The 26,072-nt window shown below is 73.9% G+C and carries 21 protein-coding genes and 1 pseudogene; 7 read left to right on the top strand and 15 right to left on the bottom strand.

Features of this window, described 5'->3' with window-relative positions:
• Positions 1-10: 10 nt before the first annotated feature.
• Positions 11-319, bottom strand: coding sequence for an STAS domain-containing protein (locus tag AC27IY_RS43825; protein ID WP_344209910.1), 309 nt, complete (start codon positions 317-319; stop codon positions 11-13).
• Positions 316-4,482, bottom strand: a complete 4,167-nt coding sequence (locus tag AC27IY_RS43820) for a SpoIIE family protein phosphatase (RefSeq protein ID WP_487181619.1) — start codon at positions 4,480-4,482, stop codon at positions 316-318. Before AC27IY_RS43820 ends, AC27IY_RS43825 begins: the two co-directional genes overlap by 4 nt.
• Positions 4,483-4,613: 131 nt before the next feature.
• Between AC27IY_RS43820 and AC27IY_RS43815 the strand changes: the two genes are divergently transcribed.
• Complete coding sequence (locus tag AC27IY_RS43815) at positions 4,614-4,970, top strand: STAS domain-containing protein (protein ID WP_344209914.1); 357 nt, start codon at positions 4,614-4,616, stop codon at positions 4,968-4,970.
• Positions 4,971-4,975: 5 nt separating this feature from the next.
• On the opposite strand, the gene AC27IY_RS43810 is transcribed toward AC27IY_RS43815, so the two are convergent.
• Positions 4,976-5,947: a helix-turn-helix transcriptional regulator gene (locus AC27IY_RS43810; protein WP_487181618.1), complete on the bottom strand. Its 972-nt coding sequence runs from the start codon at positions 5,945-5,947 to the stop codon at positions 4,976-4,978.
• 153 nt (positions 5,948-6,100) lie between these two features.
• On the opposite strand from AC27IY_RS43810, the gene AC27IY_RS43805 reads away from it, so the two are divergent.
• Both AC27IY_RS43805 and AC27IY_RS43800 read left to right on the top strand, forming a co-directional pair.
• Positions 6,101-6,997, top strand: coding sequence for a hypothetical protein (locus tag AC27IY_RS43805; RefSeq protein WP_487181617.1), 897 nt, complete (start codon positions 6,101-6,103; stop codon positions 6,995-6,997).
• Positions 6,998-7,040: 43 nt separating this feature from the next.
• Positions 7,041-8,015, top strand: a complete 975-nt coding sequence (locus tag AC27IY_RS43800; protein WP_487181616.1) for a threo-3-hydroxy-L-aspartate ammonia-lyase — start codon at positions 7,041-7,043, stop codon at positions 8,013-8,015.
• Here the strand turns inward: AC27IY_RS43800 and AC27IY_RS43795 are convergent.
• The 6 genes and pseudogenes from AC27IY_RS43795 to AC27IY_RS43770 form a co-directional block, all read right to left on the bottom strand.
• Positions 7,998-8,753: a methyltransferase domain-containing protein gene (locus AC27IY_RS43795; RefSeq protein WP_487181615.1), complete on the bottom strand. Its 756-nt coding sequence runs from the start codon at positions 8,751-8,753 to the stop codon at positions 7,998-8,000. The genes AC27IY_RS43800 and AC27IY_RS43795 overlap by 18 nt on opposite strands.
• Positions 8,754-8,787: 34 nt before the next feature.
• Positions 8,788-10,968, bottom strand: a complete 2,181-nt coding sequence (locus tag AC27IY_RS43790) for an LLM class flavin-dependent oxidoreductase (RefSeq protein WP_487181614.1) — start codon at positions 10,966-10,968, stop codon at positions 8,788-8,790.
• A 12-nt stretch (positions 10,969-10,980) separates the two neighbouring features.
• Positions 10,981-11,871, bottom strand: a pseudogene (locus AC27IY_RS43785) (LLM class flavin-dependent oxidoreductase); the annotation flags it as partial.
• Positions 11,872-11,978: 107 nt separating this feature from the next.
• Positions 11,979-12,464 (bottom strand): MarR family winged helix-turn-helix transcriptional regulator, encoded by a 486-nt coding sequence (locus AC27IY_RS43780; RefSeq protein WP_423443762.1) that lies wholly within the window; start codon positions 12,462-12,464, stop codon positions 11,979-11,981.
• 44 nt (positions 12,465-12,508) lie between these two features.
• Entirely contained in the window at positions 12,509-13,297 is a 789-nt protein-coding gene (locus AC27IY_RS43775) for a MerR family transcriptional regulator (RefSeq protein WP_423443760.1), read from the bottom strand.
• Between the two features lie 27 nt (positions 13,298-13,324).
• Complete coding sequence (locus AC27IY_RS43770) at positions 13,325-13,882, bottom strand: NADPH-dependent FMN reductase (protein WP_364449494.1); 558 nt, start codon at positions 13,880-13,882, stop codon at positions 13,325-13,327.
• Positions 13,883-14,006: 124 nt separating this feature from the next.
• On the opposite strand from AC27IY_RS43770, the gene AC27IY_RS43765 reads away from it, so the two are divergent.
• Positions 14,007-14,957: an AraC family transcriptional regulator gene (locus AC27IY_RS43765; protein ID WP_487181613.1), complete on the top strand. Its 951-nt coding sequence runs from the start codon at positions 14,007-14,009 to the stop codon at positions 14,955-14,957.
• A gap of 809 nt (positions 14,958-15,766) precedes the next feature.
• Positions 15,767-16,561 (top strand): hypothetical protein, encoded by a 795-nt coding sequence (locus AC27IY_RS43760; RefSeq protein WP_487181612.1) that lies wholly within the window; start codon positions 15,767-15,769, stop codon positions 16,559-16,561.
• Positions 16,562-16,570: 9 nt separating this feature from the next.
• Here AC27IY_RS43760 and AC27IY_RS43755 read toward each other — a convergent pair whose 3' ends face one another.
• The gene (locus tag AC27IY_RS43755; protein WP_423474330.1) at positions 16,571-19,321 is read right to left on the bottom strand and encodes a helix-turn-helix transcriptional regulator; all 2,751 of its coding nucleotides are present in this window, start codon (positions 19,319-19,321) and stop codon (positions 16,571-16,573) included.
• 102 nt (positions 19,322-19,423) lie between these two features.
• On the opposite strand from AC27IY_RS43755, the gene AC27IY_RS43750 reads away from it, so the two are divergent.
• Both AC27IY_RS43750 and AC27IY_RS43745 read left to right on the top strand, forming a co-directional pair.
• Positions 19,424-20,041 (top strand): LysE family translocator, encoded by a 618-nt coding sequence (locus tag AC27IY_RS43750; protein WP_487181611.1) that lies wholly within the window; start codon positions 19,424-19,426, stop codon positions 20,039-20,041.
• Positions 20,042-20,046: 5 nt separating this feature from the next.
• Positions 20,047-20,586 (top strand): TetR/AcrR family transcriptional regulator, encoded by a 540-nt coding sequence (locus AC27IY_RS43745; RefSeq protein WP_487181610.1) that lies wholly within the window; start codon positions 20,047-20,049, stop codon positions 20,584-20,586.
• On the opposite strand, the gene AC27IY_RS43740 is transcribed toward AC27IY_RS43745, so the two are convergent.
• From AC27IY_RS43740 to AC27IY_RS43720, 5 genes are all read right to left on the bottom strand, one after another.
• On the bottom strand, positions 20,583-21,563 hold the full coding sequence (locus AC27IY_RS43740) for an MBL fold metallo-hydrolase (protein ID WP_487181609.1): 981 nt from the start codon (positions 21,561-21,563) through the stop codon (positions 20,583-20,585). The genes AC27IY_RS43745 and AC27IY_RS43740 overlap by 4 nt on opposite strands.
• A 190-nt stretch (positions 21,564-21,753) precedes the next feature.
• The gene (locus AC27IY_RS43735; RefSeq protein WP_344209947.1) at positions 21,754-22,950 is read right to left on the bottom strand and encodes a hypothetical protein; all 1,197 of its coding nucleotides are present in this window, start codon (positions 22,948-22,950) and stop codon (positions 21,754-21,756) included.
• A gap of 9 nt (positions 22,951-22,959) precedes the next feature.
• The gene (locus AC27IY_RS43730) at positions 22,960-23,340 is read right to left on the bottom strand and encodes a RidA family protein (protein ID WP_091080659.1); all 381 of its coding nucleotides are present in this window, start codon (positions 23,338-23,340) and stop codon (positions 22,960-22,962) included.
• Positions 23,341-23,355: 15 nt separating this feature from the next.
• The gene (locus tag AC27IY_RS43725; protein WP_449948267.1) at positions 23,356-24,423 is read right to left on the bottom strand and encodes an alanine racemase; all 1,068 of its coding nucleotides are present in this window, start codon (positions 24,421-24,423) and stop codon (positions 23,356-23,358) included.
• Between the two features lie 54 nt (positions 24,424-24,477).
• The gene (locus AC27IY_RS43720; RefSeq protein WP_487181608.1) at positions 24,478-26,064 is read right to left on the bottom strand and encodes an N-acyl-D-amino-acid deacylase family protein; all 1,587 of its coding nucleotides are present in this window, start codon (positions 26,062-26,064) and stop codon (positions 24,478-24,480) included.
• Positions 26,065-26,072 lie beyond the last annotated feature (8 nt).

The following is a 26,072-nucleotide window of genomic DNA, read 5'->3' as shown; positions in this document are numbered from 1 at the left end:
AACACCGCCGCTACCGGCCGTCGTCGGTGAGGCCCTCGACGGTGGTGAGGTCGGCCAGCCCCGAGATCGTCAGTACGGGTTCGAGCAGCGGGTTGGCGACCAGCCGGATGCGTTCGACGTGGGAGAACAGCACGGTCAGGCCCGCGCTGTCCAGATATTCGACCGCGCTCAGGTCGACCAGCACCGTGCCGTCGCCGTCGGCGCCCGCCAGGGCCTCGTCCAGCGCGCCGGCGTTGCTCATGTCGATCTCGCCCGCGCAGGCGAGGACCAGGGTGCCGTCCGGCCGCTGCGAGGCGACCACGGTGAGAGGTGCGGTCATCGGGAGATCCTCGTCTGCAGGTCGACGGTGGTTCCGGCGGCGCCGGGCTGGATGGTGACCTCGTTCATCAGGGCGCGCATGAGCGCGACGCCCCGTCCGCGGTGCGGATTGGCCTCGGGTTCGGGGATCTTCCAGCGGCCGGTGTCGGTGACGGTGAGGCGCAGGCCGCTGCCGGTGGCGACCGCCCGCAGGCGGATCGTCCGGCCGGGGGCGTCGCGGTGCCCGTGCTCGATGGCGTTGGCGCACGCCTCGCCCGCCGCCACGAGCACGTTCTGCAGCTGCGCGGGGGCGAGCTGGCAGCGGCTCAGCCAGTCGCGGAGCGCCGCGCGCACGGGGGCGAGCTGGCTGGACTCGGCGGGGAAGGCGACCTCCAGCGGGGCGGGCTGGCGGTAGAGGAGCAGCGCGACGTCGTCGCTGAAGCCGTCGTCCGGGGTGAGGCTGGCCATGACCTCGCTCGCGAGCGCCTCGATGGGGGTGGCCCGGCCCGCCTGTACGGCCGCGCTGGCCTCGTCGATGCCGTCGGTCAGCGGACGCCGGCGCCGCTCCACCAGCCCGTCGGTGTAGACGAGCAGCGTGGACCGGGGCGGCATGGTGCACCTCGCCTCCGGCCGCGCCTTGGCCGTCGGCACGGCGAGCGGGGCCGACCGGCCGCCCTGGAGGAGCTCGGTGCTGCCGTCGGCGTGGGCGAGGATGCCGGGCGGGTGGCCGGCGCTGGAGTAGACGAGGTCGCCGGTGACGGTGTCGAGCACGCCGCAGAAGGCGGTGGTGCACTTGGCGCCGGGGATGAGCGCGGCGAACCGGTCGAGCGCGGTGAACACCTGCGCGGGGCTGGCGTCCTGGAGCAGCAGGGCCCGGCAGGCGCTGCGCAGTTGCCCCATGACGGCGGCGGCCTCCAGCCCGCGCCCCACGCAGTCGCCGACCACGATGCCGATGCGCCCTTCGGCCAGCGGCACGATGTCGTACCAGTCGCCGCCGACCTCCAGGGGGCGGCCGGCCGGCTCGTAGCGGACGGCGAAGCCGTCGGGCAGCTCGGACGGGCCCAGGATGGCCCGCTGGAGCGCCACGGCCGCCTCGCGCTGCTGGTCGAGCTGGTGGACCCGGTGCAGGCCCTGGCCGAGGTGACCGGCGAGCAGCGCCAGCAGGGTCTGGTCCTCGCCGGTGAAGGGCCGGTTCTGGCCCAGGTCGACCCAGACGGTGAGCAGGCCCTCGGGGTGCTCCAGGGTGATGCCGGCGCCGTCCGCGCCGGGCGCGACCGGGCGGAGGGGCGGCTGCTCGCGCAGCGCCGTCAGCTTCTCCCGCAGCTCTTCCGGCAGGTCCGGCCAGTCGCCGCCCGCGGGGGCGCGGACCAGGCCGAGCGGCCGGCCGTCGTTCCACACCGCGGCGAGCACCTGCCGGGCCCGCCACACCTCCTGCAACGCCTCCAGCCCGCCGGCCAGGGCGTCGGTCAGGCTGCCGGCCTGGGAGACGCGCATGCTGAGCGCGGCGAGCGCGCTCTCGCGCTGCACGAGGTAGTGCTCGGCGGTGACGTCGCGCACCGTGCCCACGACGCGGCGGCGGCGGGTGTCGGGGTCGGTGACCGCGTTGAAGGTGACCGTGATCCACACGTGGTGCCCGTCCCGGTGGGTGACGGGGACGTCGACGCTGCCCCTGCCCTCGCGCATCATGCGCTCGAACGCCTCGGCGACCTGCGCGTGCGCCTGCGGATCGGCGTCGGCGTCCGGCCACCAGGGGTGCTCGGGGGCGTACGGCAGGTCCTCGGGCCCGTAGCCGAGGATGTCGGTGAAGGCCGAGTTGACCTCGATCACCGCGCCGGTCTCGTCGGTGACGAAGAACCCCTCCTGCAACGAGTCGATCATGGCGCTGCGCCACCGGGTGTGGTGGTTGCGCATCCGCGCCAGCTCCACGTTGGCCCGCGCCCGCGCCAGCAGCTCGGCGGCGGAGAACGGCTTGACCAGGTAGTCGTCGGCGCCCGCCTCCAGGCCCTCGATCGAGTCCTCCTGCCCGGCGCGGGCCGACAGCAGCAGCACCGGCACGCCGGCGGTGCGCGGGTCGGACCGCAGCGCCGAGACCAGGGCCAGGCCGTCGAGGCGCGGCATCATGACGTCGCTGACCACGAGGTCGGGCGCGTCCGCGCGGACGGTGTCCAGGGCCTCCAGCCCGTCGCCGACGGCGGTGACCTGGTAGCCGGCGCCCCTGAGCAGCCGGAGGAGGTATTCGCGCATGTCGCTGTTGTCGTCGGCGATCAGCACGCGGGGCGCCGGGCCGCCGTCCGGCGCCGGCACGCCGGCCACGGCGGGGACCTCGGCCGCCGCCTGGGCGGCCTCGTCGTCCTCGGGGAGCCAGCGCAGGGCCTCCTGGACGTACGGGTCGGCGCCGGCCGTGACCGTCTCCGCCGCCCCGGGCGCGATGATGCTGCCGGGAGGCAGGTGCGCGACGCCGAAGGGCAGCCGGACGGTGAACGTCGTGCCCTCGTCCTCGCTGCTCTCGGCGGAGATGGTGCCGCCGTGCAGGCCCACCAGCTCCTGCACCAGGGCCAGCCCGATGCCGCTGCCCTCGTGGGAGCGCGAGCGGGCGCTCTCGATCCGGTGGAACCGCTCGAACAGCCGCGGCAGCTCCTCGGCCGGGATGCCGATGCCGGTGTCGGTGACCGTGACCACCGCGTGCCCGTCGTGCTCGCGCACGCTGACGCCGACCGAGCCGTCGAAGGTGAACTTCAGCGCGTTGCTCAGCAGGTTGAGCACGACCTTCTCCCACATGCTCCGGTCGAGGTGGACCGGCTCGGGGAGCGGGGGGCAGTCGACCACGAACTCCAGCCCGGCCTTGTCGATCGCGGAGCGGAAGACGCTGGCCAGCTCGGCGGTGACGGCCGCGAGGTCCACCGGCTCGTAGCGGGCCTGCATGCGGCCGGCTTCGAGCCGGGAGAAGTCGAGCAGCGTGTTGACGAGCTTGCCGAGGCGCAGCGCGTTGCGGTGGATGACGTCGAGGTCCTGGCGCACCTGCGGGGCGCCGTCGGCGAGCGCGCCGCGCAGCTCCTGCACCGGCCCCATGATCAGGGTGAGCGGGGTGCGGAACTCGTGGCTGATGTTGGAGAAGAAGACGGTCTTCGCCCGGTCCAGCTCGGCCAGCTCCTCGGCCCGCCGCTGCTGGGCCTGGTAGCTGCGGGCGGAGGAGATGCCGGCCGCGACGTGGCCGGCGGCCAGCTCGACGAAGCCGCGGTAGCCGTCGTCCAGCGGGCGGTACCGGTTGAGCGCGGCCACCAGGAACCCGTACGGCGCGCCGCCCTGCTGGAGCAGCGGCACCACGAGCGCCTGCGTGGGCGGCTCGCTCCAGTGCCCGGACGGCAGGCCGGCGAACGGCGCGCCGTCGAGCGCCACCAGCTCGGACTCGCCCCGGGCCGGCGCGGCGAGCGGCCACACCGGGTCGGCGTCACCTGCGGGCAGGACGGATGGGGCGGCCGGGTGCCCGGCCGGGATGCCGGTCGCCTCGGCCAGCCGCGCGCCGCCGTCGTCGTCGAACAGATAGGTGAGGGTGAAGGGGAGGTCCTGCGGGTTGTGCCCGAGCTGGCGGCAGGCGAAGGCCAGCATCTCCTGCTCGGTGCGCACCACGCTGGGGTCGGAGCCGAGGTCGCGCAGGGTCGCCATGCGCCGCTCGCCGACGACCCGCTCGGTCTCCTCGCTGACCACGCAGAGCATGCCGACCACCGCGCCGTCATCGTCGCGCAGCGGGCTGTAGGAGAAGGTGTGGTAGGTCTCCTCCGGATAGCCGGCCCGCTCCAGGAACAGCAGCAGCGCCTCGTCCCAGGTGGCCCGGCCCGTGTCCAGCACGGTGTGGATGCGGGGGCCGATGTCGCCCCAGATCTCCGCCCACACCTCGCTGGCCGGGCGGCCGAGCGCCCACGGGTATTTCCTGCCGAGCGTGTCGCGGCGGTAGGCGGCGTTGCAGAAGAACGTGAGCTCCGGCCCCCACGCCATCCACATCGAGAAGCGGGACGACAGCAGGATGCTCACGGCCGTCTGGAGGCTCTGCGGCCACTCCTCGGGGGGGCCGAGCGGGGTGGCGCGCCAGTCCACCACGGCGAGGTCGCGGCCGATCTCGTCGTCCACGGTGAAGATTCCGGCGCCAGCCGCCGGCACCGGGCCGCGTTCAGCGTCGTCGCGTGCCACACGAGACCCTTTCGTTCGTTGCCGGGCAGGTCAGACACCAGCTCGCCAGTACGTAGAATAGGGCAGATCACCCCATGGCTCGTGCCCCTCTTCCCCAGGCGCGAGGACCCACCCCTCTCTCAGGAGCCTCGGTGCAGCAGGATCCCGGTCTGACCGTCACCTACCAACCGCATTCGGCTCGCATCCATGTGCTGGTCGTCGCCGGCGACCTCGATCACCACACCTCGCCGCGTCTTCAGGCGGCTCTCGACCAGGTCGCGCTCGCGCCCGGCGACGGGCTGGTGATCGACCTGTCGGCGCTGCCGTTCTGCGACTCCACGGGCATCTCCGTGCTGGTGACGGCGCACCAGCGGGCCCAGGAGGCCGGCGCCCGGCTCGCGCTGGCCGGGATGGAGCCCGACATCGCCCACGTCTTCAAGATCATGGGCCTGGACCGGCTGCTCTCCTTCTACGACAGCCGCGACCTGGCCATCGCCGCGCTGCAGTAGCGCGGTCAGCCCGGGTCCGCGGGCCCGGCGCTCGCGGCGAGCAGCCGCTCCCCCAGCGTCCGCGCCGCCCGCACCAGATCCGGACATCTCACGATCCGGTACGCCACCGGCAGCCTGGCCAGCTCCTCGGCGTACCAGGCCGGGTTGTTCGTGCTGCCCACCAGGCGGGTGGTGGCGGCGCCGAGCGGTTCCGGGCGGCCCATGACGCGGGAGAGCCAGCCCGCCACCCGCTCGGCGGGGGCCTCGACGACGACCTCGACCTCGTGGTCCCAGCCGACGGCCAGGTGCTCCTCCAGGACGGCGGCCGGGTCGAGCCCGGCGGGCGGCTCGAAGGGGACGTCGAGGACGCGCACGTCGCCGACCCGGTCGACCCGGTAGGCGCGGCGGCCGGCGGAGGTGTGGGACCAGCACAGCAGATACCAGCGGCCGTGGCGGACGACGACCGCCCACGGGTCCACCTCGATCGTCCGCTCGTTGCCCGCCTCGGAACGGTAGCCGAGCCGCGCCCGTCGGCGGGCCGAGCACGCCTGGACGAGGGCGGCCGTGATGCCAGGGTCCGGGCGGGCCGCCGCGCGGTCGGGCACGGGCGCCGTGGTCCGCCGGACCGCCTCGGCCTGGGCGGCCACCGGCTCGGGCAGCGCCCGCATGATCTTGCCGAGCGCGCTGCCGACCGGGTCGGACGGGTCGCCCGCGTCGTGGTGGCCGTCGAGCACCGCCATGACCAGGCCCAGTGCCTCGGCCGCGGTGAACGTCAGCGGCGGCAGCCTCAGCCCCCGCCCGAGCCGGTAGCCGCCGTACGGGCCGCGGACCGCCTCGACGGGGATGCCGGCCTCGCGCAGGATGCCGATGTAGCGGCGGGCGGCGCGCTCGGAGACGCCGAGCCGGCCGGCCAGCCGGTCGGCCGTGATGCCGGGATGGCCCTGGAGCAGTTCGAGCGTCATCAGGGCCCGCGCCGTGGGGCTCGCGCCGGGCTCCATGGGGCCTCCGCTGCTGATCCGGAAGGGGAACGTCCGGAAGGGAACCTAACACGCCGTTTTTTATGTGGCTGAAAGTTCAATATTTCGGAACTTGTCCGCTGTAGCATCGGCGCGGCGTCACGGACGCCCGCACGATTCGAAAGGGACACCCCCATGCATTCCCCCTCAACGCTCACCGAGGTCCGGGAGCCCCTTCCCACCGCGCCGGAGCAGGAGGACGGCGGCGGTGTCCTCACCGTCCTGGAGCGCATCGGCGCCGTGGTGGTGCCGGTCGGCGTCGCGCTGTACGCCGTGCTCTACCTCGGCATCGAGCAGGTCTACTGGGTCTTCGGCGTCAACCCGCAGCAGGCCGGCATCGACCAGTCCGTCCTGCTGGGCCGGCTCATGGGCACGCTCATCCTGCTCCTGCTGGCGCTCATCCCGGCCATCGGCGTCCTGGTCGGTTTCGGCTGGCTCATCGACAGGGTCACGCGGGGCGCGGCCGGCCGGCTGCTCACGCGGCTGCGCGAGCGCCCGTGGATCGTGGCCGCGCTGGCCGCGCTGTGGTCGGGGGCGACGTACTGGGGGCTGTTCAACCTGGTCGCCGACCTGACCCTGGGGCTCATGGTCGCCGTCGCCGTGGGGCTCGGCGTGCTCGCCTTCCTGGTGCCGTTCCGGCTGCTGCGCCGCAAGCGGGTGGGCCGCGCGGGGATGACGGTGCTGGTGGCCGCGCTGACCGGGCTCGGGCTGGGCTTCGTGCTGATCCTCGGCCTGGTCAAGGGCGCGATCGAGGTCCAGGAGACCGGCCAGGCCAACGACCTGCTCGGCTATGTCGGCTTCCAGGACCAGTGGGCGGTGCTGCGGGACGCCGCCACCGACAAGCCGCTCTACGACGGCCGCTGGATGATGCTGCTCGGCGAGAAGGAGAACACCTACGTGTTCTACGACTGCGACAAGCAGGAGACCTTCCGCCGCTCGATGTCGACCACGAACCTCGGCAACCTGCAACTCGACCCGGACCGCGAGCCCGGCTTCCGCTGCGGCACCCTGGCCGAGGAGACCACCGGCTGACCTCCCGCTATCGTGGGTCTCCCCGCCACGAGGAGCAGCACTGATGCCCGACGCACTCCCGGTCACCCTCGACGACGTCCGTGACGCCGCGGCCCGGCTCAAGGGGGTCGCGCACCGCACGCCCGTGCTGCGTTCGCGCACGCTCGACGCACTGGCCGGGGCCGAGGTCTTCGTCAAGGCCGAGAACCTCCAGCGGGTCGGGGCGTTCAAGTTCCGCGGCGCGTACAACGCGATCTCGCGGCTGACGCCCGAGCAGCTCGCGCGGGGCATCGCCACCTACTCCTCGGGCAACCACGCCCAGGCCGTCGCCCTGGCCGCGCGCGAGCTGGGCAGCAGCGCGGTGATCGTCATGCCGGAGGACACCCCGCGGCTCAAGCGCGAGGCCACGGCCGGCTACGGCGCGGAGATCGTCACCTACGACCGCTACACCGGCGACCGGGTGGCGATCGGGGAGGCGCTGGCCGCCGAGCGCGGGCTGACGCTCATCCCGCCGTACGAGCATCCGCACGTCATCGCCGGTCAGGGCACCGCGACGCTGGAGCTGATCGAGGAGGTCGGCGAGCTGGACGCGCTGGTCGTCCCCATCGGCGGCGGCGGCCTGATCGCGGGCAGCGCGACGGCGGCCAAGGGGCTGCTGCCCGGCATCCGGGTGATCGGCGTGGAGCCCGAGGCGGGCGACGACACCAGGCGCTCGCTGGCCGCCGGGGAGCGCGTGTCGATCCCGATCCCGCGCACGATCGCCGACGGGATGGCGGCCGAGATCCCCGGCGAGCTGACGTTCTCGATCAACAGGCGTCTGGTGGACGAGGTCGTCCTGGTCTCCGACGACGAGATCCGGCAGGCGATGCGGACGGCGTTCGAGCGGATGAAGACGGTCGTCGAGCCGAGCGGCGCCACGCCGCTCGCCGCGCTGCTGGCCGGGCGGCTGGGTGAGCCGCCGCGGCGCATCGGCGTGATCGTCTCGGGCGGCAACGTGGACGTCGGGCGCTTCGCGGAGCTCCTAGCGGCTCACCCCTGACGCGACGAAGATCGGCAGGGCCAGGAACAGCCGGCCCGTCTCGGCGCGCCGGCGCTGCTCGGCCACCCACGCCGTCTCCTGATCGGCGTCGACGGCGCCGGCCGTGCGGGCCGCCGCGGCGAGCCCGGCCAGCACCGGCAGCATCGCCGCGTCCGTGAACACCTCGGTGCGCACCTCCGCGTGCACGTCCGAGAACCCGGCGTCGAGCAGCAGGTTGCGTTGCCGCCGGGCGGCCCGGGGCGCGGTCACCAGGTCGGCGCGGGCGTGCACCAGCCGCCGGGTGAGCGCCGGGTCGTCGGAGTCGATGACGAAGGTGTCCCAGTCCTGGCCCACCAGCACGGCCCGGCCGCCGGGCACGAGCACCCGGCGCGCCTCCGCCAGCGCCCGCGCCGGCTCGGCCAGCTCGTGGAAGACCTTGTCGGCGCGGTATCCCGCCACCGAGCCGTCCTCCAGCGGCAGCGCGCAGGCGTCGCCGAGCCGGAAGTCGCCCTCCGGCCAGCGGTGACGGGCCACCGCGAGCATCTCCGCGCTGACGTCCACGCCGACCGGCCGCGCCCCGCGCCCGGCCAGCTCGGCGACCGCGCGCCCCGCTCCGCAGCCGACGTCCACCACGCCGGCCCCGGCCGGCAGCTCCAGCAGCTCGTACGACCGGGCGCGCAACGCGGCGGCCCCTGGCCGGGCATCCACCGCGTCCAGCCGCCGGACGAGCGCCTCCATCTGTTCCTTCGTCTCGGGCATGCCCTCCAGCCTGCGACCTCAGGTCGACCTGAGGTCAAGGCGTGATCGGGAAGTTGTCGCGGAAGACGTTGCCGGGGTCGTAGCGGCGCTTGAGCGCCCGCAGGCGGCTCAGCGTGGGCTCGGGGAAGGCGTCGTGGAGGCGTTCCGGGCGGGTGTCGGTCTCGAAGTTGAGGTAGAGGCCGGAGAAGTGGGGGCGCATCGCGTCCCAGAGGCGGTCCAGCCCTGACCTGCTGGAGCCGAAGGCGGCGAGGGAGAAGTTCGCCGAGCGGCCCGCGTACGCGGTGGCGTCCGCGGGCACGTCGGAGACCGCGCCGCCGGCCGCCCGGATGTGGAAGAAGTACGTCTGACCGCTCGCGACCAGGCGGGCGGCGGCCTCGGCCAGCTCGGGGGTGAGGTGGTCGGCGAGCGCGGAGCGGCTGACCGGCTCGCCCTGGCCGTGGTGCGGCCCCGGCGGCACGTTCATGAGCGCCGCGTACGGGAGGATCTGGATGCTGTGGTCGAGCAGCGGCGCGACGGCGGCGAGCGGGCGCAGGCGGTCCAGCACCGTCTCCGCGTCGTCGGCGTCCACCACGGCCATGACCTGGGCCATCGGCGGCTGCCCCGGCTGCGGGCGGCCGAGGATGAGCGAGCTGGTGAGGTCCCTCGGCGCGGCCTCGACGACCGCTCCCCAGTCGCGCAGCAGCGCCGCCGGGTCCGAGGCGTCGAGGATCAACTGCGCGAAACCGACGTCGCCCACCTCGTCCACCTCGAACTCGAAGCTCGTCACGACGCCGAAGTTCGCCCCGGCGCCGCGCACGCCCCAGAACAGCTCGGCGTTCTCGGTGTCGTCGGCCCTGACCAGGCTGCCGTCCGCCAGCACCAGCTCGACGGCCCGCAGGTGGTCGATGGTCAGGCCGTGCTCGCGGGCCAGCCAGCCGATGCCGCCCGCCGTCGCCAGGCCGCCGACGCCGACCCCGCCGTAGTCGCCGGAGGTGAGCGCCCAGCCGTACGGGGCCAGCGCCGCCGCCACGTCGCTCCACCGGGCGCCGGGACCGAGGCGGACCCGGCGGGTGGCCTTGTCCAGCACCTCGATCGTGTTCAGGCGGGAGACGTCGAGCACGATGCCGCCGTGGTTGGTCGAACGGCCGCTGATGCCGTGGCCGCCGCTGCGGATCGCCAGCTTGACCGGCTGCGTACGGGCGAAGGCCAGCGCGTCGGCGACCTCGGCGGGCGTGCCGGGCCGCAGGACCAGACCGGGCGAACCGCCCCGCATGTACGTGGAGCGGACACGGGCATACCCCGCGTCGCCCGGCTCGACCCGTTCGAGGTGGGCGGGGACGGCGTCGTAGGCGATGCCGGGGTGGCGGCGGGACCGGAGACCGAGGCGGGCGATCCTGGCCTCGGCGATCCCGCCGGCCGCGCGCTTCTCCGCCACGCTCTCGCGCAGGGCGGGGGCGAGCCGCGCGGCGAAGTCGCGCAGGTCGGCCTCGGACGGGTCGTCGAGCACGAACGTCCCGACCCCGTGCTCCACCGCCAGCGCCTCCATGAGCTCGGCAGCCCCGGCGGGCAGGACCGCGACGCGCTCGATCTCCCGGGGGTCACGCCCGGCGGCCCGCGCGGCCTCGTCCACCGCCGCCTGCGCGGCGGCGACCCCGGCCAGATCGTCCTGGAGCCGGAACAGTAAGCCGTCGGCCGTGGTCCCCGCCAGGCGCAGGGCGTGGGGCTCCGTGCCCGCGACCCAGATCGGGATGTTGTGGGCGGGCGCGGGGCCGCGAGGAGCGCCCGCAACCTCGTAGTGCTCGCCGACGAAGCGGAGCGGCGCGGACTCGCCCTCCGCCCAGACGCCGCGGATGATCCCGACGGCCTCCTCCACGGCGGCCGCCGCCTCTTCGGCCGGCAGCTCCTGGACGCCCTCGCGGGGGTCCCAACGTCCGGTGGGGCTCAGCCCCAGCTCAAGCCGCCCGCCGGCGAGCAGGTCGAGGCTCGCCGCCGCGCGGGCCAGCACGGCGGGCGGGCGCGCGGCCCCGTCCAGCGGCCCGGCGGCGATCCTGACGCGCGTGGTCCGCGCCGCGGCCCAGCTCATCGAGGTCCACGCGTCCACGCCCTCGGAGGTCTCGGCGAAGAGCACGAGGTCGAGCCCCAGCTCCTCGGCCAGCGCCGCCCGCGCCACGGCCTCCTCGGCCGGCCCGTCGGCGGCGATCCGCGTCCCGAAACGCAACGGCTGCCCGTAGTCCATCGCTCACCTGCCCGCGCGCTCGGCGGCCACGAGCCGGCGCGTCTCGGGCGCGACCTCCTGGCCGAACGTCCGCAACGTCACCGGGTCGTCGGCCATCACGATGTAGGTGCCGATCCCGTACCGCAGGGAGATCGCGGCGAGCTGTTCGGCCCACTGCCGGGGCGGCCCCGACAGCAGCCGGTCGCTGGGCGGGCCAAAGCGCCCGCCGATGTTGAGCAGCCGGCGCACCGCGCCGGGCTCCCGCCCCGCGGCCAGCGCCGCCTCGTCGATGATCGCGTTGCCCTCGTCGAGCTGGTCGAGGCTCTGCAGGTACGACAGCGACGGCAGCCATCCGTCCGCCTTCGTCCCGACAAGACGGAGCATGCGCGGTTTGTAGGCCCCCAGCCAGATCCCGATGTCGTGCGCCGGAGCGGGCCCGCGCTTGGCCCCGTTGACCTGGTAGTACGTGCCGTCCACGCGGAACCGCTCGGTGTTGCCCGCGTCCCAGAAGCCGCGGATGACGTCGATCGCCTCGTCGAGCGCGTCCACGGCCTGCGCCGGGGTGAGCCGCCGCCCGCCCATGGCCTCGATCGCGTCCCAGAAGCCCCCCGCGCCCAGCCCAAGCTCGAACCGCCCCCCGCTGAGCAGGTCGAGGCTCGCCGCCGCGCGGGCGAGCACGGCGGGCGGGCGCAGCGGCAGGTTCGTGACGTTGGCCGAGACGTGCACCCGCTCGGTGCGCGCGGCGACGTAGCTGAGCAGCGTCCAGGTGTCGAGGAAGCCCGGCTGGTACGGATGGTCCTGGAACGTCACGAGGTCCAGCCCCGCGTCCTCGGACTCCCGCGCCAGGCCGACCACCTGCTCCGGCGCGGCGTTGGCGGGCGTGATGAACGACCCGAACGTCAGGTCGTGGCCGTAGTCAGGCATGTGATCCCCTCGGGATATGTGCGGCTCCACAAACCGTATGCGGTGGAGATGTGTTGTCAAACCGCACATCTCGGAGCAGTATTCCCCCCTGCGCCCGTTAAGGGGGTTCAGCTCAGCAACTCGTCCACGACGTCGCAGGGGTCGGTGCCGGCGTCCACGTCGGCCACGCCGCACGCCACCCGCCGCAACAGGCCTCTGAACGTCTCCCGCTCCTCCGGCGACAGCGACCGCAGCACGTGGTCCTCGACCGCCCGCACCTGCCGCTCCAGGTCGCGCAGCACTGCGACCCCCTGCTCCGTGGGCACGATCTTGCGCTGCCGCCGGTCGGCGGGGTTGGGCCGCCGCTCCACGAGCCCCGCCTCTACCAGGTCGTCGATGAGGTACGTCATCACCGTCCTGTCGATGCCGAGGTGGGCGGCCAGGGCGAGCTGGCTCGGCTGGTCGCCGTGGACGACGGTGGACAGCGTCTGGTAGCCACGCGGACCGTGCGGAAGGTCCTTCAGCACCCGGCCCATCGAGCCGTGCAGGGCGCGCAGCAGCACCCCGAGGGACCAGCCGAAGTCACGCTCGTCTGCCTTCTCCTCGACGGTCATACTTCGCAATATACTGCTGGGCCGACCATCTGCCCGACCACTCTTCAGCCGTCCAGAGGAAGCATGAGGTGGGTGACGAGCCGGTCGGGCTCGGTGGTGGCCGGGTCCGAGACGTACACCTCGCGGATCGGCCCGCGCAGCGGATGGCCGCGCTCGGCGCACCACGCCAGGACGGCGTGCGTGGTGAGCATGATCTGGTCGTACGGCCCGACGTGGGTCGCGCACGCGAACGTGCCGCCGGGCAGCGTCTCCAGGCCGACGCCCGCCCCCTCCCACGCGGGGTCGCCGGGATCGACGACGAGCCCGGCCCGTACCTCGAAGGCGTCCTCCAGCTCGACAGGGAACAGCCCGACGAGCCGCGGCGGGCCGGTGCGGGGCCGCGCCCGCAGCAGGCGGGCGATCGCGGCCGAGGTGGCGCGGCCCACGTCGGCGGGCCCGGCCGCGCTCTCGCGCTCCACCGCCACCGTCCGGTCCGGCTCGGTGACGACGCGCACCGGCGTGGCGGGCAGCCCGTCGGCCATCACCCGCTCCAGCGTCGCCAGCGTCCGCCGCCGCCGGGCCAGCTCGGCCTCCAGCGTCTCGCGCACCCCCACCAGGGCGTCGGCCGCGCCCCCCAGCACCTCGGCGATGACCGGCAGCGGCACGTCCAGCGAGCGCAGCAGCCCGATGGACAGCGCCTGCCTGGCCTGCGCCCGCCGGTAGTAGCGGTAGCCGGAGGCGGCGTCCACGTACGCCGGGGGCAGCAGCCCCAGCTCGTCGTAGTGCCGCAACTGCTTGACGCTCAACCGGCTGAGCCTGGCGAACTGCCCGATCGGCAGGAGATCTCCGTCCACGACTCAAGCATGGCCCTCCCCGCGACCTCAGGCGCGCAGCGGCAGGAGGGCGCCGCCCCAGGCGAGGACCTGGTCGAGGACCATGCCGAGGCGGTCCTCGTGCATGGCGGCCGGGCGGAAGTCCACGCCGTTCTCGAAGTCGGTCCAGTACGACAGCGTGACCTGCGCCGGCACGGTGGCGACGCCGAGCATGGCGAGCACGTGCCGCAGGTGCTCCACCGCCCGCACCCCGCCGTCCACGCCGTAGCCGACGAAGCCGGCGGCCTTGTTGCCCCACTCGGCGTACAGGAAGTCGACGGCCGTCTTGAGCACCCCGGGGAAGGAGTGGTTGTACTCCGGCGTCACGAAGACGAACGCGTCGAAGGACGCGATCTTGTCCGCCCACCGCCGGGTGTGCTCATGCCGGTAGTCGCCCGAGGCCGCCGCCATCGGCTCGTCCAGGTGGGGCAGCTCGAAGTCGGCCAGATCCACCACCTCGTACGTGGCGTCGCCGCGCTTGACGGCCAGATCGTGCACCCAGCGGGCCACCGCCTCGCCGTTGCGGCCTGGACGGGTGCTACCGAGGATGATGCCTACTCTGATCATGACAACGCGCCTTTCCTTCAGTGACTGTCGCGGTGCGCACACCACCGTAGGCCGGACCGCAGAGCGTATGAATGCTTCAGCGGCTCTACTTTTTGCTTCATCGTCTACGTGGTTAGATTGCCGGGTGGACATGCTCAGTGATGTCGTCGCCCTCATGCGGATCGGGCGGCCGGTCTCGGCCCGCGTCACGTGGCGGGCCCCCTGGGGAGTGGCGATCCCGCCGCAGCCCGGATCGGCGGCGTTCCAGGTGGTGCTGCGCGGGTCGTGCTGGCTCATCCCGCCGAGCGGCGAGCCGATGGCGCTGAGCGTCGGCGACGTGGTGTTCCTGCCGCACGGCCACGGATACGCGCTCGCCGACAGCCTCGACACGCCGCTCACCGAGCAGGCCGGCGAGCCGTGCGAGGGGGGCGCGCTGTCCTCCTTTACGGCGTGCGGTGGCACGGGCGCCGAGACCGTCACCGTCTACGGCTCCTACCGCACCATCCCGGCCCGCGCCCACCCCATCTTCGGCGCGCTGCCCGAGGTGATCCACCTGCCGACGACGCTCGGCCGCCACCCCGAGCTCAGGGCCACCGTCGAGCTGCTCGGCAACGAGATCGCCACGCCCCGGCCGGGTGGCGGCACCGTGGTCACGTCCCTGCTCGACATGCTCCAGCTCCTCATCCTGCGGGCCTGGTTCGAGACGTCGCCGGGCGTGTGCGATCACAAGGGGTGGGCGCTGGCGCTGTCCGACCCGTCGATCAGCAAGGCGCTCGACGCCGTGCACAACGATCCGGCGCACCGCTGGACGGTCGCCGAGCTGGCCGGGCGGGCGGGGCTGTCGCGGGCCGGGTTCGCGCGGCGGTTCACGGAGCTGGTGGGGCAGCCGCCGTTGACGTACCTCACGTGGTGGCGGCTGGGCGTGGCGGCCCGGCTGCTGCGCGAGGACCACGTGCCGGTGTCGGAGGTGGCGGCGCGGGTCGGCTACGGGTCGGAGTTCGCGTTCAACAACGCCTTCAAGCGGGAGTTCGGGATCGCGCCCGGCCGCTACCAGCGGCAGGCGTGCGCGGAGAACAAGGCGGCTTTGGAGGGATAGCTGGGGCAAATGGTGATGAACTGCCCCACAATGGAGGGATGGCATACCCTCCTCAGCCTCCGCAGCCCCACCAGCAAGGACAGTGGGGCCCGCAGGCACAGGGACCTGGCCGACCGGGATACGGCCCGCCGCCCGGCCAGGGCCAAGAGCCGGACCCCGGCCCCGCCCAGCCTCCCTACGGGCAGCAGGGGTACGTGCCCACCGCCGAGGCGTACGGCCAGCCGCCGGCCCCCCAGGGGTACGCCACCCCACAGGAGTACGGCATGCCGCCGGGCCCTCAGGCATACGCCACCCCAGGGACCCAGCCCCCGCCACCGGGCCCCGCCTTCCCACCCCACCAGCCCGCCCCCGGCCAGGGCCAGGGCCAGGGAGCAGCCGTCCCGGGACCGGGACACGACCCGGCGCAGGGACAGGGCTACCCGCCCGCCCCGGGTTTCCCTCCGGGCCAGGGGGTTCCCGCCCCGGGACCGGGCCACGACCCGGCTCAGGGGCAGGGCTACCCGCCCGCTCCGGGCTTCCCTCCCGGACAGGGCCAGGGAGCCCCCGTCCCAGGACCGGGACACGACCCGGCTCAAGGACAGGGCTACCCGCCCGCTCCAGGCTTCCCTCCCGGACAGGGCCAGGGAGCAGCCGTCCCGGGACCGGGACACGACCCGGCTCAGGGGCAGGGCTACCCGCCCGCCCCGGGCTTCCCTCCCGGGCAGGGCCACCCGCAGGGACAGGGTTACGGGCCTGGGCAGGGTTACGGCCCCGGGCCGCAGCAGGGGCACCCGCAGCCGCAGGGGGTTTCGGGGGCGCAGGCCGCCCCGATGGGGTACGGCCAGCCGCCCGCCCCGGGCGGCAACCCGTACGGGCCGTACCCCCCGTACGGCCCCCCGCCCAAGCGCCGCAACACCGGCCTGATCATCACCCTCTGCGTCGTCCTGGGCGTGCTCCTCCTCGGCGGCGGCACCGTCGGCGTGATCGCCTACCTCAACCGCGCGGACCCGGCCACCACGACCGCCCTCACCACCACCGCCCCGACCCCCGCCCCGTCGGAGCCGCAGCAGTCGGCGGCCCCGTCGGCCTCCCCCACGTCCGACCCGGACCCCAGCCCCTCATCCACGACCGCCCCGCCCTCCTCGGCCGATTCCCCGCTCCGGCACGACGAGTTCAAGGACTGGAACTTCCAGCTCGGCAGCGTCAAGTTCGCCGCCCAGAAGGTCGCCGGCTGGACCTACAACACATGCGACGCGGTCGACGGCGAGGGCGTGCTGGCCAAGTACAACTGCCAGAGCGCCGTCCAGCTCGCCTACTCCGCGTACGGCGGCCACCTCAAGGCGGTGCAGCTCATCATGGCCTTCCCGTCCACGGCCGACGCCAAGAGCGCCTCCAACCGCCTGCAGAAGCTCACCTCCGACGCCGTGAAATGGCGTACGGACAAGACCCACAAGAAGTACACGTACGGCAAGATCCTGTCCGGCTCGGCCCTGAAGTACGTGCTGGTCACGATCGTCACCGCGGACAGCTCGGCGGCCAAGGCCAAGGCGTCGCAGTTCCAGGCGTACCTGCAGACCGACCACGCGAAATACTTCGTCATGCGCGGCGAGGCCCTGACGAGCTGACGGGACGGGCTACAGCAGCCCGGCCCGGCGGGCGGACGCCGCGGCCTGGGTGCGGGTGGCGGCCTCCAGCTTGGCCAGGATGTTCGACACGTGCACGCTCACCGTCTTCTGCGCGATGAACAGCCGCTCGGCGATCTCCCGGTTGGTCAGCCCCTCGGCGACCAGGCGCAGCACCTCCAGCTCGCGCGCGGTCAGCGAGCCCGGACCACCGGGCCCGCCCCCGCCGCCGAAACGGGCCCGGCGGCCGAACTCGGTGAGGGCGTTCTCCAGCGGCGTCGCCCGAAGCTTGCCCGCCGCCTCCCTCGCCAGCTCCCACTCCGCCTGCGCCGCCTCGCGCTCGCCGTGGACGAGCAGGGCCTCGGCCAGCCGCCAGCGGGAGCGGGCCACCTCGTACACGAAGCCGAAGTCGAAGGCCGCGACGACCCGGCGCCACAGCTCGACGTCGTGCCGCCCGTGGGCGCGGTGCCACTCGGCCTCGGTCCGCAGCCCCCAGGCCAGCCCCTCGGGCCCGAGATGCCCGGGCTGGCCCGCGGGGCCGTGCTCGACCGCGAAGCGGGCCCGTTCGAGCAGGTCGTCGGCCTCGGCCCGGTCGAAGTCGCCGAGCTCGGTCATGGCGGCGAGCCCGAGCGCGGACAGCCGGATCGCCCCCGCCTCGCCGGGGCTGAGCGGCGCCAGCGCAGCGCGTACGTGCTCCAGGGCCGCCGCGGGGTCGCCCTGCCAGAGCGCGTGGTCGGCGGCGAGCCCCCGGGACATGTAGGCGACCAGGTCGTCGGACCAGAAGGGCCGCAGCCAGCTCAGCCGGCTCTCCACGCCGGGCAGTCCCCGCCCGACCTCGACGAAGAGCGAGAACGACGACAGCGTGGCCTCCGGCTGGGTGCCCACCCGCACGGGGAAGGTGGCCGCGACCGCCTCGGCCTGGTCCCACTCGCCGGCCACGTAGTGGATGAGGAAGCGCAGGAAGCGCAGGTCGGTGCCGTAGGTGCTCCACTTGAGCCCGGTGTCGAGCGCCATCCTGATGCCGTCGTCGGCGACCTCGGCGGCGGGGCCGAGCCGGCCCTGCTCGTAGTGGATGCGCGCGTGGTGGAAGCGGGCGCGCAGGTCCATCGCGAGGTCGCAGGTGGTGAGGCCGGAGGCGGTCTCGATCAGCTCGTGGGCGCGGGCGATGTCGCCGTGGTATTCGCGGTAGGTGGCCAGCGTGAGCAGCGCGCCGACCTCGGCGTCGGCGGCCCCGGCGGCGCGGGCGGTGTCGAGCGCGCGGGTGGCGAGGGCCTCGACCTCCTTGAGCCGCGGGCTCCAGAACAGGGTGCGGGCGTGGGTGGCGAGGGCGCGGGCGAGGTCGGCGTCGTTGTCGGCGCTCTCGACGGCGCGCTCGGCGGCGGCGATGGCGCCGGCCGGGTCGTCGGTCTCCCACAGGTAGTAGGCCAGGCGCTCGCTCACCTCGGACGTGGGCGGCAGCGCGCGCAGCTGGACCACGGCGCGGTGGTTGTCGCCGCTGTCGGCGGCCATGATCGCGCTGCGGAAGGCCAGCGCGGCGCGGCTCTCGCCGGTCAGCCCGGCGGCGTCCTCGACCTGGTCCCACAGGCTGAGCGCCCGGTCGTAGTGGCTGTGGGCCTCGGCGGGCGCGCCCAGCCGTTCGGCCAGCCGGCCCGCCTCGGCGGACGCCTTGAGCGCGCCCGCGAGGTCGTGACCGGCGAGGTAGTGGTGGGCCAGCTCGGCGGGCGCGGTGAGCAGGCGGGCGAAGGCGGCGTGCAGCCGGGTGCGCTCGCCGGGCAGCAGGTCGGTGTAGACGGCCTCCTGCAGCAGCGCGTGGCGGAAGGTGTAGCCGAAGCCGTCGACCCGGAGCAGCCCGCGCGAGACGATCTCCCTGACCGCCTCCTCGAACTCGGCCAGCGGCAGCCCGGACACCTCGCGCAGCAGCTCGTCCTCCACGCGGCGGCCGGCCACGGCGGCGGCCCGCAGCACCCGCTGGCTCTCCTCGGACAGCACCTCGACGCGGGACATCAGCAGGCTGGCCAGGCCGTCGGGCAGGTTGTCGCCCTCCGCGAGCGCCGCGAACAGCTCCTCGGCGTAGAACGGGTTGCCGTCGGCCCGCGCGACGATCTCGCCCAGCTCCTGGGCGCCCACCTGGCCCATCGTGGCGACATAGTCTGACAGATCGCCCGAGCTGAGCGGCCCCAGCTCCACGCCCGTCACCGTGGGCAGCCGCTTGAGCTCGGCCAGCACCGACCGCAGCGGATGGCGGCGGTGCAGGTCGTCGGTGCGGTAGGTGCCCATGACGCAGACCTGCTCGGCCTGGAGCATGCGGCTGAGGAAGACCAGCAGGTCGCGGGTGGAGCGGTCGGCCCAGTGCAGGTCCTCGATCACGAACAGCACCGGCTGTACGTCGGCCAGCAGCCCGAGCAGCGAGCCGAACAGCCGCTGCTGGGTGAGCCCGGCGGAGGGCGCGCTCTCGGTGCCGGGCAGGAGCTGGCCCAGCAGGGGGTGGGCGGCGGCGGACTCCCGCACCGCGGGCTCGGCGCCGCGCAGCGCGTCGGCCAGCGGCAGGTAGGGCAGCGCGTCGCCCAGCTCGGCGCACTGGCCGACGAGCACGTGGAAGCCCCGCTCGCGGGCCCGCGTCACCAGCTCGCCGACCAGCCGGGTCTTGCCGATCCCCGCGTCGCCGCCGACGAGCGCGACGCCGGCCGTGCCTTCTGTGGCGGACTCCAGCACCCGCACGAGTCTGTCCAGCTCAACCGAGCGCCCGACGAGAAGTCCGTTCACGCCACAACTATGCCACGCCGGGCCGACACCTTATTTGGTCCGGAAAATCGGCTTCCCATTGGCCCGGGCGTCAGGACCAAAGCCGACCTATGCTTCGGAGCCGTGATCTCCTTCACGGCGTACGCCTTCTTCGTCACCGCCGCGCTCGCCCTCGTGCTGATCCCCGGCCCGAACCATCTCTACATCACCGCCCGCGGCCTGGCCCAGGGCCGGACGGCGGCGCTGGTCAGCGCCCTCGGCGTGGAGACCGGCACGCTGGTGCACATCGCCGCGGCCGCGGCGGGGCTGTCGTACCTGATCTCGCGGTCGGCGACGCTGTTCGCGGTCGTGAAGTGGGCGGGCGTGGCCTACCTCGGCTACCTGGCCTTCCGCGCGTTCACCGGCGGCGGGCAGGAGGAGGGCGCCACGCCGCCCCCGCAGCCGCTGCGCAAGGTGTTCCTGGAAGGGATGCTGGTCAACGTGCTCAACCCCAAGGTGGCGCTGTTCTTCCTGGCGTTCCTGCCGCCGTTCGTCCGTCCCGAGGCGGGCTCGCCCGCGCTGCAGATCGTGCTGTTCGGCCTGACGCTGCTGCTGCTCGGTCTGCTGTCGGACCTCGTGTACGCCTGGACCGCCGGCGCCCTCGGCGGCCGGCTGCGGAGCCGGGCGAGGACCTTGCGTCGCCTCAGCGGCGTGGTCTACCTGGGTCTCGGCGTGGCCACGGCGTTCGCCGGGAGAAAATGAGGCGCATGGCCCCGAGGAAACAGCAGGAGATCTTCGACGCGACGTTGCGGCTGGTCGCCGAGAAGGGCTACGACGGGCTGACCGTCGAGGGCGTCGCCGAGCGGTCGGGCGTCAACAAGACGACGATCTACCGGTGGTGGCCGTCCAAGGCCGCGCTGCTCGGGGCGGCGCTGGTGGAGTCCGACGTGCTGGAGTTCGAGCCGACCGACACGGGCAGCCTGCGCGGCGACCTCGTGGCGCTGGTGGAGGGCGTGATCCGGCTGCTCACCGAGCCGCCGGCCGCGGACATCGCGCTGGCCGCGCTCGCCGCCGCCGTCCGCCACCCGGAGCTGGACGCCCGCCACTTCTTCGCCGACCGCCTCGCGAAGGAGCGGGAGATCTTCGAACGGGCCGCGCGGCGCGGCGAACTGGCCGCCTCGGCCGATCCGATGCTGGTGATCGACCTGCTGGCGGGGGCGGTGTGGGCGCGGGTGGTCCTGCGCGGGCTGCGCGCGCCGGACGACTTCGCGGCCAAGGTCGTCTCGGCCCTGCTCGACGGCGTCTAGCTCCTGCGCGGAGCCTGATCGCCGGCCGCCTCCTGATCCTGGGCGATGCGGCCGCGCAGCATGACCTCCATGACCTTCATGAAGCGCTGCGCCCTGACACGGCCGACGATGAACGGGTTCGCCGTCCTCGTGGGGTCGGCGCGCAGCTCCTCGATGCGCGCCAGGCCGTGGTCGGCCCCGCCGTGGTTGTTCAGCTCGACCTCCACCCCCGCCCGCCGCATCGTGGCCGCGAAGTCGAGGACGGAGGACAGGGTCGCGCGCTTGCCCTCGATCGCGGCGGGCGGATTGGTGCCGCCCCACAACATCGCGGTGTGCCGGCGCCCCTTCCAGCGCACCGGGAAGATCGGCGAGACGGTGCCCGGCGTGTGCCCGGGAGTGTGGTGGAAGGTGATCGTGGTGTCCCCGAGGGTGAGTTTCTGTCCGTCGGCGATCACCAGGTCCCGCTTGGGCGCGTTGGCGGGGCGTCCGGCGGCGACGAGGTCCCAGTCGGCCCGGCTCATCAGGACGCGGGCGCCGTACCGGTCCGCCAGGAGCTGCGCGCCGCCGAAGTGATCGTCGTGCCCGTGGGCGACCACCACGTACTTGATCTGGGCGGGGTCCGCACCCACGGCGCGCAGCCCCGGAATGATGATCTTCTCGGCGTCGTCGGGCGAGCCCATCGCGTCGATGAGGATGACGCCCCGAGAGGTGAGCAGCGCCGTGGCCTGGACGAAGCTGGTGCCCAGCACCGCGACGTCGTCGAAGATCCGCATCGGTGCGAGGGGCTTCGCGGTCGGCATCGTCAGGTCCGGCCCGAGCGCTTTGACCAGGGCCCGCAGGACCGGGTCCTGGCCGGCCAGCCTGGCCGCGCGGTCGTAGTAGCGCTGCGCGCTCTCCGGGGCGGCGGCCGACGCCTCGGCCGGGCGGCCCGCCAGCGGCAGGAGGGCAGCCGCGGCCAGCAACGCGCGGCGAGACGGAACGGACTGTCCGAAGGACATGGGTGGGACACCTGCTTTCAGGGGCTGCGGAACTCGATGCGACCGGCCCCGATGGACGTCGATGCAGGCCCAGCAGACCAGAGGTGATCACTGACGTCCAATAGTGGTATGGGAGGCCCAGCGATAAGGAAGCGAATATCGAAGCTGGTCAGGGCCACACGGTCCGGTGCGCGGGGCCGGTTTCCCCGGTCTAGAGGGCTTCGGCGAGCGCGGCCGGGATGCGGTCGAGCACCGGATGCGGGGCCAGCCCGTACGCGTAGAAGTCGACCGCGAGCGCCCCCGCCGCCTTGGCCGCCCGCGCCTTGGCCACGAGCCGGTCGAGCGAGTCGCTGTCGGGATGGCCGGGCCGCAGCACCGCCCGCACCTCGCGGTCCTTGCCGACCGACCGCAGGTAGGCGCCCACGTCGTCGGCCACCCGCGCCGCGTCGCGGGCGTAGGCCAGCACGCCGAACGCCGGCACCAGATCGCCCAGCGCCACCAGGTCGACGCCGAGCTGCCAGGCGTCGTGCGCGGCCAGGCCGGGCGTGGGCAGACCGTCGGCGTAGCCCTTGACGGCGCCCGTGGAGTCGATGAACACCAGCTTGGAGCCCTCCTCGGCGACCGCGGACGCCACCTCCGAGACCAGCGTCGTGACGGTCTCCGAACGGGCGCGGGCGTAGGCCACGACGTCGGGCCCCGCGTACGCGGTGAGCGCCGCCCGGGTCACCTCGCCCTGCGCGGGCGGGTCGCCGTCGAGCACCCGCCCCACGATGCGCGCGCACTCCTCGCGCGCCATCTCGGCGTCCACGCCCAGGTCGGCGGCGCGGCGCAGGCAGTAGTCGCAGAAGCAGAGGCCGAACAGGTAGGCGTCCATCGGCCCGAGCGGCACGAACGACCGCTCGGCCGCGAGCGGCTGGAAGTGCAGCGCCTCGGCCACCACGCTCTCGACGCCGAGCCGCGCGACGGCCCTGGCCAGCGCGACGGCGTATTCGCGCACGTCGGGGTGGGCGGGGCACAGGTCGGCGGGTGAGCCGCGGTCGCCGAAGCAGTCGCGTACGGTGACGTCGGGATGCTCGGTGCCGAGCGTCGCGTTGCGCAGGAAGACCGTCCAGCCGTGCAGCTTCATGGACCGCTTCGCGCACGCCTCGCGCAGACCGTCGAGCACGGCGGCGTGACCGGGCACCGGCCACAGCCGCCGGCCGTCGAACAGCTCGGCCGGCGGGGTGAAGTGCGCCGCGTCGTGGCGTACGGTCAGCCTGGACAGCCCGTGCGGGGTGACGTCGCGGGCGGCGTGGTGCGCGACGCCGACGGTGACGCCGGCGACGCCGTACCCGCTGATCCTGTCGAGCACCCGCTCGACGCCCTCACCGCGCAGATCCTCGGCGAAGACGTATACCGAACTGTCCACGAGCGAACTTTACGCGCTCTTGTGCGCGACGAAGTCGATCTCCACCAGGATGCCCAGGAGCTGGGAACCCACCGTGGTGCGCACGGGGTAGGGAGCGTTGAAGTACGACTTGTAGACCTCGTTGTAGGCGGCGAAGTCGCGCTCGACGTGCTGCAGGTGGACCGTGGACTTCACCACGTCGTCGAAGCCGAGCCCGTGCGCGGCGAGGATCGCGCCGAGGTTGCGCATGACCTGATGGGTCTGGGCGGCCACGTCGTCGCCGACGAGCTCACCGGTGTGCGGGTCGAGCGGCCCCATGCCCGAGGTGAAGACGAAGTCGCCCACCACGAGGCCCTGCGAGTAGGCGCCGATGGGAGCGGCGCCTTCGCTGGTGCGAAGCTCCTTTTTCACGTAACGCTCCAGAAGTCAGTGGAAATCGGTGCTGAGCGTGCCTACGACACGGTAGTCCTCGTCCACCACGGGCAGCATCCGCCACTTGTCGAAAGCCGTGCAGGGATGGGAGATGCCGAAGGACACCAGGTCACCGGGCGCGAGCCCGTCGGCGCGCAGCAGCGTGTGCTGGTCCTGCACCTTGAGCACGGTCGCGCCCTCGTGGCGCGGGATCGGCAGGCCCTCGTCGTAGGGTGCGTCGCGCTTGCCCATGCCGACGATGGCGAGGCCGGGCTCCGGCACCGACAGCACGTACGCCCACACCTCCAGCGCCGGGCGCAGCTCGCCGCCGATGCGGGTGAACGGGGTGCGCTCGCGGTAGTAGCCCTCGTCGTGGGTGACGTACGCGCCGCTGCGCAGCAGGATCCGGGCCTGGACGGCGGCCAGCTCGCGCCCGATCACGTCGAACCACTGGCTGCCGCCGACGGAGAGGATCGGGTTGCGGACGCGCAGATGCTCCAGGGCCTCGGTCAGCGTGTCCAGATATTTCCGTACGTGGTGGGCGTCCGGCAGGCCGCCCTCGTACCCGGCCACCCCGGCGACCTCGACCCCGGGCGTCTTCGCCGCGTGCGCCGCCACCCGCAGGAACTCCTCCAGCGTGCGGCACCCGGCCCGGCCGCCCGCGTGCCCCAGCTCCACCAGCACCCGGAACGGCCGCTCCCCGGCGTGCTCGGCGAGGATGTCGACGCCTGCCACGGAGTCGGCGAAGCTCAGGAACTCGAATTCGGGATCCGCCGCCAGCTCCGCCGCCGCCCAGTCGAGCCCGGCCCCGCTCACGACCTGGTTGGCCACCACGATCCGCCGGGCGCCGAAGCCCCGGACCGCGCGGGCCTGGCGGGTGTCGGCCACGGTCAGCCCCCACGCGCCCGCCGCGAGCTGCAGCTCCGCGATCTCCTTCGACAGGTGCGTCTTGGCGTGCGGCGCCAGCTCCATGCCGTGGTCGCGGGCGAAGGCCGCCATCGTCGCGATGTTGTGCTCCAGCGCGTCCCGGCGCACCACCATCAGCGGAAACTCGTAGTCGCCCTCGAAGAGCACTGCAGACACGGGACCCCCTCCATCCGCGTCCGACCCTATTACAGTGATCATGGTCGGCGGCGGTCAGGGACGTAGCGCGCGGCCGGGGAGCGCCCCGGTCAGCTCGCCCCCGGCCAGCACCGGGACGCCCGACACGAGCACGTCGGCGACGCCGGTCGCGAGCTCGCGCGGCTCGGCGTAGGTGGCCCGGTCGGCGACGGTGGCCGGATCGATCACCACCAGGTCGGCGGCGAACCCCGTACGCACCAGCCCCCGGTCGCTCAGCCCGAAGCGGCGGGCGGGATGCGCGGCGAGGTGCACGGCGGCCTGCTCCCACGTCCAGTCGCCCAGCTCCCTGACATGCCGGCCGAGGAACCGGGCGAAGGCCCCGAACCCGCGCGGATGCGGATGACCGCCGACGTAGATGCCGTCGGAGCCGCCGGTGTGGGAGGGGTGGCGCAGCATGCGGCGTACGGACTGCTCCCCCTCGGGCCCCTCGTCCGGGCGGGCCGACACGACGCCCGCCTCCAGCCGCGTCTCGATGAGCAGGCGGCGGCACAGCTCGGCCGGCGACACCCCCGCCCGCTCGGCCGCCGCCACCACGGTCAGGCCCTCCGTCCACTCCATGCCGGGGGCGTGCGAGACGGTCAGCCGGGGCCAGGTGGCGTCGAGCCCGGGCCACCACTCGTCCAGGTCGGCGGCGGCGATCAGCTCCAGCGCCCGGCCGGTCTCGGCGGCGGGCACGGACGGCGGCAGGACCACCATCGCCAGGATCGTGTTGCCCCGCAGGTAGGGGTAGGTGTCGAAGGACAGGTCGACGTCGCGGGCGAGCGCGTCGCCGACCAGCGGCAGCAGCACGTCGGCCGGGCCGTGCAGGTGGGAGACGTGCACGGCGGCGCCCGACCGGGAGGCGATGTCCACGACCTCGGCCATGCCGACCCCGGCGCCGGGTCCGTAGGCCCGCATGTGGGTGACGTAAGGGAGGCCGCCGAGCGGCCGGCACAGCGCGGCCAGCTCCTCGGCGTCGGCGTAGCGGCCCGGCAGGTATTCCAGCCCGGTGGACAGCCCGGCCGCGCCCTCCGCCAGGCCGCGCTCGACCCGCCTCAGCATCGCGGCCAGGTCGTCGGCGGAGGCCGGGGCGGACGAGGGGCCCATGACGTCGTAGCGGATCGTGCCGTGGGGCAGCAGGTAGGCGGTGTTGACCGCGACCGCCCGGTCGTAGGAGCCCAGCAACTCCGCGACGCTCAGCGGCCCCTCGCTCAGCGGCCCCTCGGGAAGCGGCTCCTCATACGGCGCCCCCGCGCTCAGCCGGCTTTCGTGCAGGGGGCCGTTGACGGCGGCGAAGTAGCGGGAGGCGTAGGCGACGGTCTCGGCCGAGCCGGGCGCGAACGACAGGCCGTCCTGGCCGAGCACGAACGTCGTCACCCCCTGCCGCAGCGCGGCCCGCTGCACCGCCGGGTCGAAGACCGCCGCGTCGCCGTGCGCGTGGCAGTCGACGAACCCCGGCGCGACGAACCGGCCGCTCGCGTCGATCACCGTCGCCGCCTCGGCGGTCTCCAGTCGGCCCACGGCCGCGACGCGGTCGCCGCTCACCGCCACGTCGGCACGGAACGGCGGGGCGCCCGTGCCGTCGAGCACCCTGCCGCCCCGGATGATCACGTCGAAGCTCACCCCGAGAT

The sequence above is a fragment of the Nonomuraea sp. B208 genome, assembly GCF_057536035.1.
The sequence above is the reverse complement of the archived record's forward strand: the minus strand, read 5'-3'. Positions and strand labels throughout refer to the sequence as shown.

Bases quoted from the DNA above. Each gene is read 5' to 3' on its own strand.
- AC27IY_RS43825 (WP_344209910.1), bottom strand. From the start codon at position 319: ATGACCGCACCTCTCACCGTGGTCGCCTCGCAGCGGCCGGACGGCACC.
- AC27IY_RS43810 (WP_487181618.1), bottom strand. From the start codon at position 5,947: ATGGAGCCCGGCGCGAGCCCCACGGCGCGGGCCCTGATGACGCTCGAA.
- AC27IY_RS43805 (WP_487181617.1), top strand. From the start codon at position 6,101: ATGCATTCCCCCTCAACGCTCACCGAGGTCCGGGAGCCCCTTCCCACC.
- AC27IY_RS43800 (WP_487181616.1), top strand. From the start codon at position 7,041: ATGCCCGACGCACTCCCGGTCACCCTCGACGACGTCCGTGACGCCGCG.
- AC27IY_RS43795 (WP_487181615.1), bottom strand. From the start codon at position 8,753: ATGCCCGAGACGAAGGAACAGATGGAGGCGCTCGTCCGGCGGCTGGAC.
- AC27IY_RS43790 (WP_487181614.1), bottom strand. From the start codon at position 10,968: ATGGACTACGGGCAGCCGTTGCGTTTCGGGACGCGGATCGCCGCCGAC.
- AC27IY_RS43780 (WP_423443762.1), bottom strand. From the start codon at position 12,464: ATGACCGTCGAGGAGAAGGCAGACGAGCGTGACTTCGGCTGGTCCCTC.
- AC27IY_RS43770 (WP_364449494.1), bottom strand. From the start codon at position 13,882: ATGATCAGAGTAGGCATCATCCTCGGTAGCACCCGTCCAGGCCGCAAC.
- AC27IY_RS43760 (WP_487181612.1), top strand. From the start codon at position 15,767: ATGGGGTACGGCCAGCCGCCCGCCCCGGGCGGCAACCCGTACGGGCCG.
- AC27IY_RS43745 (WP_487181610.1), top strand. From the start codon at position 20,047: ATGGCCCCGAGGAAACAGCAGGAGATCTTCGACGCGACGTTGCGGCTG.
- AC27IY_RS43740 (WP_487181609.1), bottom strand. From the start codon at position 21,563: ATGTCCTTCGGACAGTCCGTTCCGTCTCGCCGCGCGTTGCTGGCCGCG.